The organism is Streptomyces sp. NPDC091371 (assembly GCF_040684275.1).
GTDB lineage: Bacteria > Actinomycetota > Actinomycetes > Streptomycetales > Streptomycetaceae > Streptomyces.
Window position 1 is genome coordinate 1 of the sequence record NZ_JBFBFP010000098.1, and the last position, 5,924, is coordinate 5,924.

Genomic DNA, 5,924 nt, shown 5'->3' on the forward strand with positions numbered 1-5,924 from the left:
ATTTGAACTGATCACAGCGAGGTCACTAAGGTCTGCTCAAACCTTCGTGCGGTAGATCACTCATTCGGGGTGTCGGCGGAGGTGCCGGGCGCCGCGCCGCTGTCCGGTGTCCGGCTCCCTTCCCTCCTCCTCAGGTCCTGAGCAGGCGGTTGAAGAACGAGCGGTAGTGCTGCAGCGCCAGCCGCAGGTCCTCCGTCGCCACGTCCTCACCACGGTCCCACTGGCCTTCGAGCCCCTGCTTGTGCTCGGCGAAGGTGGCGGCGAGGGTCTGCATGACCTCGGCCACGAGGCTGTCGGCCGCCCTGACCGCCTCCCGCGGGTCGTCGACGAACCTGCCCTGGATTCCGCTCCAGGTCTCGCGGTACCGCTCCGACTCCTCCGCGCCGAGGAGTGGTTGTTCCGCAGCGCTCTCGTCCACGCCGGCCCGATGGGCCGGTTTCGTCGATCCGACAGGCTCGGCGGATTCGACAGGCTCGGTCGATTCGACGGGCTCGGCAGGTGCCGACGGCTCATCGGCACGCGCGCCGGTGTCCTCGCTCCGGCCGGAGGCGGTGGCCTCCCCCGGGTACATGGCCGGCCGTCCTTCCTCCGTGCCGGATCGCGCGAGGTCTCCGTGCTGAGACCGGGCCCGGCGCCCCGGCCCTCCTGCTCGTCAGTCGTGTGCATGCTCACCGGCTCCTCTGGTCTGTCAGGAGTTCCTCGAACAGTGCGCGGTAGTGCACCATCGCCCCCCGGAGCTCCTCCGTCGTCGCCCCTCCCGCACCGCTGCGCACCTTGACCTCATGCGCGGAGCGGTAGTGGTCGAGGGTGCGTCCGTGCTCGACCGACAGGTCCCGCACCTGTCCGCCGAAGCCGTCGGTTGGGTATCCGCGCTCGCCCATCAGCCGCGTCACCAGCTCGTCGGCCTCGGCCACGGAGCTTTCGGGGCGGTCCACGAAGTGTTCCTGGACGCTGCTCCAGTCGTCGGCGTACTGCCGCCGTCGCTCGGGCGTGAGGTCCTTGATGTCGAGCTGGTCGTGCCGCTCCTCGCGGGCGCGCAGATCGCGGTCGGCGGCCAACTTGCCGCCGTGCGCCTCGACCGTGCGCTCGTACTCCGGCCCGAACCGGGTCCGGAGGTGCCGTCGCCGACCGAGCAGCCACAGCGTCACGGACAGCGCGGCCACCACGAGCGCCGCGGCGACGATCACGGCGATGAGTGTGTCTGTAGACATGTCCGGCCTCCCTTCCCAGGGCCTGCTGGTACGTCCAGCGGGCGGCTGCCCTGGTTGGCGACCGCCAAACCCCGCCGCGCGGTGGTCCGGCGGATTGCGGGTAGGCGCCCGGCATGAGCTACGTGAGCCCCGGCCGCGGATACACCCGCGACAGCCGGTACATCACGACCCGGATCACCGCCGACGGGCGCGACGGGTACCGGGTCGAGCCCGGCCGCTACCGCCTGGTGGTCAGCCGGGCCTGTCCGTGGGCGAGCCGGGCGGTGATCGTACGGCGGCTCCTCGGCCTGGAGGACGCCCTGCCGATGGCCGTTGCCGGGCCCGTGCACGACGAGCGCAGCTGGACCTTCGACCTCGACCCCGGCGGGCGCGACCCGGTGCTCGGCATCGAGCGGCTCCGGGACGCCTACCTCGCGCGCGACCCCGGCTACGACCGGGGCATCACCGTGCCGGCCATCGTGGAGATCCCGACCGGGCAGGTGGTGACCAACGACTTCCCCCGGATCACGCTCGACATGTCACTGGAGTGGACGCCCCACCACCGCCCCGGGGCGCCGGCCCTCTACCCGGCAGCGCTGCGACCGCACATCGACGCCGTGAACGACGTGGTCTACCGGGACGTCAACAACGCCGTCTACGAGGCCGGGTTCGCCGGTACCCAGGAGGCGTACGCCGCCGCGTGCGCGCGGCTGTTCGCCCGCTTCGACTGGCTGTCCGCGCGCCTCGAGCGGTCCCGCTACCTCGTCGGCGACACCGTCACCGAGGCGGACGTACGGCTGTTCACCACCCTGGTCCGCTTCGACGCCGTCTACCACGGCCACTTCAAGTGCAACCGGCTCAAGCTGACCGAGATGCCGGTGCTCTGGGCGTACGCGCGGGACCTGTTCCAGACGCCCGGGTTCGGCGACACCGTCGACTTCGACCACATCAAGCAGCATTACTACCGGGTGCACACCGACATCAACCCCAGTGGGGTCGTGCCGATCGGCCCCGACCTGGCCGGCTGGATCACGCCGCACGACCGCGCCGCCCTGGGCGGGCGGCCGTTCGGCGGCGGAACCGCGCCCGGGCCGGTCGCTCCCGGGGAGGCCGTACCGGCCGGCCACACCCCGCTCCCCGACCGCCCGTCGGTCCCGGGGGCCGCTCAGTCGAATTCCGGAACGAACGGGAGGTAGTCCGCGTCCGGAGCGGAGGGGATCACCGTGTAGCTGGCCTCCGGGAGTTCGTTCCACACCCCCGGCAGGTCCCCCAGCGGCTCGGAGACCACGATGCGGGACTCGTCGGAGATCTCCTGGAGGAACTCCACTTCCGGATGGAGGTGGCGGACGGTCTCCGCGCGGCTGCTGTAGAACAGCGAGCGCGACGCGCCCTGGCTGGAATAGCGGAAGGCCCAGACCCGCTCGCCGTCGCTGACCGCCACCGTCATCTGGAGCGGCTCCGGAACGCCGTGCTGCTTGCCGAGCCGCTCCACGAGCCCCGTCATCCTGGCCACCGCGCCCGGCACGTCCTGGTCGAGCCCGAAGGTGACCGCCAGGTAGAACATCACCTCGGAGTCGGTGGACCCCTCGATGGACGGGAAGAGCGCCGGGTCGACGGCCAGGCAGAGGTCCCGCTGGAGCCGGGGGAAGTCCGCGATGGACCCGTTGTGCATCCACATCCACCGGCCGTGACGGAAGGGGTGGCAGTTGGTCTGCTGCACGGCAGAGCCCGTCGAGGCGCGTACGTGCGCGAAGAACAGGGGCGAGCGGACGTGCGCGGCGAGCTCGCGCAGGTTGCGGTTGTTCCAGGCCGGGGCGATGTCCCGGTAGACGGCCGGTGTGCCGTCACCGTTCCCGCTGTACCAGCCGATGCCGAAGCCGTCGCCGTTGGTCGTTTCGACGCCCATCCGGGCATGGAGGCTCTGGTTGATGAGCGAGTGCTCGGGACGGTAGAGCACGGCGTCGAGCAGCATCGGCGAACCCGAGTAGGCGAGCCAGCGGCACATGCGGACCATCCCCTTCGCGGCCTGTTCCGAGCCTAACCCCGCAACCGGCGCCCTTCTCGTGGGCCGGGGCCGCCCCCGGGGCGTCGCAGCGCACGGGCACGTTCTGCCGAAGGCGTGCCATGCTCAAAGAATGAAGCGCGATGCCGCGCCGGTGGGCGAGGGCGCCGCACCCGAGGTGCTGGCGCTCGCCAAAGTGGTGGCCAGGCTGCGGTCGGAAGTCGTGGACCTGGAAGGGGTCGCCGCGACCACGGCCGTCGTCGAGCGGGCCAAGGGCGTCCTGATGGCGCAGGCCGGGGTCTCCGCCGATGCGGCGTACGAGGTACTCCTCGGCCGGGCCGGTCAGCAGGGCCACACGCTCCTGGAGGAGTGCTGGATCACCCTGGGGCAGATCCGCTCGCGCCCGCGGCCCGCCCCCGCCCCCTCCTCCCCGCCCGGCGACACGGCCGCGAGCACCCGGAAGGGCCCTGCGGACCCGGCTTTCGGCCACCGGGGCCGCTTCGCCGGCGGCCCCGACGGGGACGCCGAGCTGCGTCCCCTGCTGGCCCGGCTCGCCGACGGCCTGGCGGTGGCCCACGGTGACGACGGCATCGCGGAGCTGCTGCGGACCGTGCTCGGCGGGGCCGCCGGCGTGGACGCGGTGATGATCTACTTCCTGACCTCCGCCGGAAGCCTGGAGCTGACCGGCAGCGCCGGCATCGACGAGGGGCTGGCCGGGCAGTGGCGCCACGTCCCCCCGCTCACCGGCGTGGCCGCCCACGAGGCGATCGCCGGCCGCCGGGCCCTGTGGCTGGAGGATCAGGCACAGGATGCCCGCCGCTACCTGCTGATCGGGGACCCGCCCGACCGGTGGCTCTCCCGCGCCTGGCTCCCCGTACCCGTCGACGGCGGGACCCCGAAGGCGGCCATCGGATTCCTGCGCGCGCGGCCGGGGCCGTTCACCGCCGGCACCAGGGCCCTCCTGCGGCGGGCGGCCCGGCTGTGCGCGGGCCCGCTGGGAGCGCAGGAGCCGGCTGGGGACGCCGAGGGGGCCCGCGGCGGCGCCGACGCGGCGTCCGTCCAGCGGGTCCTGGACGCGCTGGACGGCCCCGCGCTCCTGCTCACCCCCCTGCGTTCGGAGACCGGCGAAGTGGAGGACTACCGCATCGACGCGGCGGCGCCCCAGTCGGTGGACGTGGCCGGGCGGCGCGGCAGGGAGCTCGTGGGCCGGAAGATCCTGGAGACGTACCCGACGGTGGCGGGCACCGCGCTGTGGGACGGGTACCTGGAGACGCTCACCACGGGGATGGGGTACGAGGGACAGCCCTTCACCTACGACGAGGTCATCGCGGGCGTCCCGCGCCAGTCCGTCTACTCGGTCCGGGCGTCCCGGCTGGACGGGCGCCTGGTCGTGTCCTGGATCCGCCACGACACGAGCGAGCGCGAGGCCCGGCGGCTGGCCGACATGCAGCGGCTGGGCAACCTCGGCTGGGTGTCCTGGGACCCGGCCAAGGACACCGTCACCTGGTCCGAGCAGGTCTACACGATCTTCGACCGCGATCCCGTCGAGGGGCCGATGACATGGGAGGAACTGGCACGGCACCTCCTCCCCGGCGACGTACCCGAACTCGGCTCGGCCGTCCGGCAGCTGCTGAGCGACGGGGAGGCCGTCGACCAGCCCTTGCAGATCACCACCGCCCACGGGGTACGCCACCTGCGGCTCGTCGCCGAGGCCCAGACGGACGCCGACGGCACCCCGGTCGAGGTGCACGGCATCTTCCAGGACGTCACCGCCCAGCACGACATCGAACGGGCGCTGCGCGAGAGCGAGCGCGCCGTCCTGCTCCAGCGGGGCATGCTCCAGGCGGAGCGGGCGCTCGCCGCACGCCTCCAGGACACCCTGCTGCCGATCCCCGAGCAGTCCCTGGAACTGGCCGGCCTGTGTGTCGACGTGGCCTACGTCCCGGCCGACAGCGGGGTCAACGTCGGAGGCGACTGGTACAGCGCCATCGAACTCCCCGACAAGTGCGCCCTGTTCGTCGTGGGAGACGTGGCCGGTCACGGTCTGGCCGCCGTGGGCACCATGGCACAGCTGCGGTTCACCACGAAGGGGATGGCCGTCACCGGCTCGGCCCTTCCCGACGTACTGCGTCGGCTCAACACCCTCCTGCTCCACACCGCTTCGGACCAGTCCGGCACCACCACCGCCACCATGGTCATGGCCCGCTACCAGCCCTGGGACCGGCGCCTGATCTGGGTACGGGCCGGACACCTGCCGCCCTTGCTGGTCCGCCGCGAGCGGGCGGAGTTCCTCGAGCAGCCGCAGGGCAGCCTCCTCGGCGCCGCGTACGACGCCTCCTACGAGCAGGCCGGCCTCGACCTGCTGCCGGGTGACCACCTGCTGTTCTACACCGACGGGCTCGTGGAGGAGCCGGGTGAGGACATCGAGGTCGGGCTCGACCGGCTCGCCGCGACCACCCTGCGGCTCCTGCGCGAGGGCGCGGGTGACACCCTCGCCCGGACGCTTGCCGCGCTGTGTCCCGGCAACCGCGACGACATCTGCGTCCTGGACGTCCACGCCCCGGACGCCTCTCCCGATGACCGGGCAGCATGCGAGCCGTAGGCCTTCCCCGCACGCCGCCGGAGCCGGCGGCCGCTCCCCCGCGGGCCCGCTGCCGCATGTCCTGGTGTTCGAACGAAGGTTGATCGTGCCGATGAGGCAGTGGCGGGGGCCTGGGTCCGACGTATCTCCT

5 protein-coding genes are annotated in these 5,924 nt (G+C 72.5%); 2 read left to right on the forward strand and 3 right to left on the reverse strand.

Annotated features, from left to right (window positions below; genetic code table 11):
* Window positions 1-130: 130 nt before the first annotated feature.
* Entirely contained in the window at window positions 131-418 is a 288-nt protein-coding gene (locus tag AB0O21_RS40170) for a hypothetical protein (RefSeq protein ID WP_365180889.1), read from the reverse strand.
* 250 nt (window positions 419-668) lie between these two features.
* Entirely contained in the window at window positions 669-1,211 is a 543-nt protein-coding gene (locus tag AB0O21_RS40175) for a hypothetical protein (protein ID WP_365180892.1), read from the reverse strand.
* Between the two features lie 113 nt (window positions 1,212-1,324).
* Here AB0O21_RS40175 and AB0O21_RS40180 point away from each other — a divergent pair, with 113 nt between their 5' ends.
* Window positions 1,325-2,386 carry a glutathione S-transferase C-terminal domain-containing protein gene (locus AB0O21_RS40180; protein ID WP_365180894.1) on the forward strand — a complete coding sequence of 354 codons (1,062 nt, stop codon included), beginning with the start codon at window positions 1,325-1,327 and terminating at the stop codon, window positions 2,384-2,386.
* Here the strand turns inward: AB0O21_RS40180 and AB0O21_RS40185 are convergent.
* On the reverse strand, window positions 2,356-3,195 hold the full coding sequence (locus AB0O21_RS40185) for a class II glutamine amidotransferase (protein WP_365180897.1): 840 nt from the start codon (window positions 3,193-3,195) through the stop codon (window positions 2,356-2,358). The genes AB0O21_RS40180 and AB0O21_RS40185 overlap by 31 nt on opposite strands.
* 130 nt (window positions 3,196-3,325) lie before the next feature.
* On the opposite strand from AB0O21_RS40185, the gene AB0O21_RS40190 reads away from it, so the two are divergent.
* Window positions 3,326-5,794: a SpoIIE family protein phosphatase gene (locus tag AB0O21_RS40190; RefSeq protein ID WP_365180900.1), complete on the forward strand. Its 2,469-nt coding sequence runs from the start codon at window positions 3,326-3,328 to the stop codon at window positions 5,792-5,794.
* Window positions 5,795-5,924: the final 130 nt, after the last annotated feature.

Coding starts and splice junctions, on each gene's coding strand:
- AB0O21_RS40185 (WP_365180897.1), bottom strand. CDS start 3,195: ATGTGCCGCTGGCTCGCCTACTCGGGTTCGCCGATGCTGCTCGACGCC.
- AB0O21_RS40180 (WP_365180894.1), top strand. CDS start 1,325: ATGAGCTACGTGAGCCCCGGCCGCGGATACACCCGCGACAGCCGGTAC.
- AB0O21_RS40175 (WP_365180892.1), bottom strand. CDS start 1,211: ATGTCTACAGACACACTCATCGCCGTGATCGTCGCCGCGGCGCTCGTG.
- AB0O21_RS40190 (WP_365180900.1), top strand. CDS start 3,326: ATGAAGCGCGATGCCGCGCCGGTGGGCGAGGGCGCCGCACCCGAGGTG.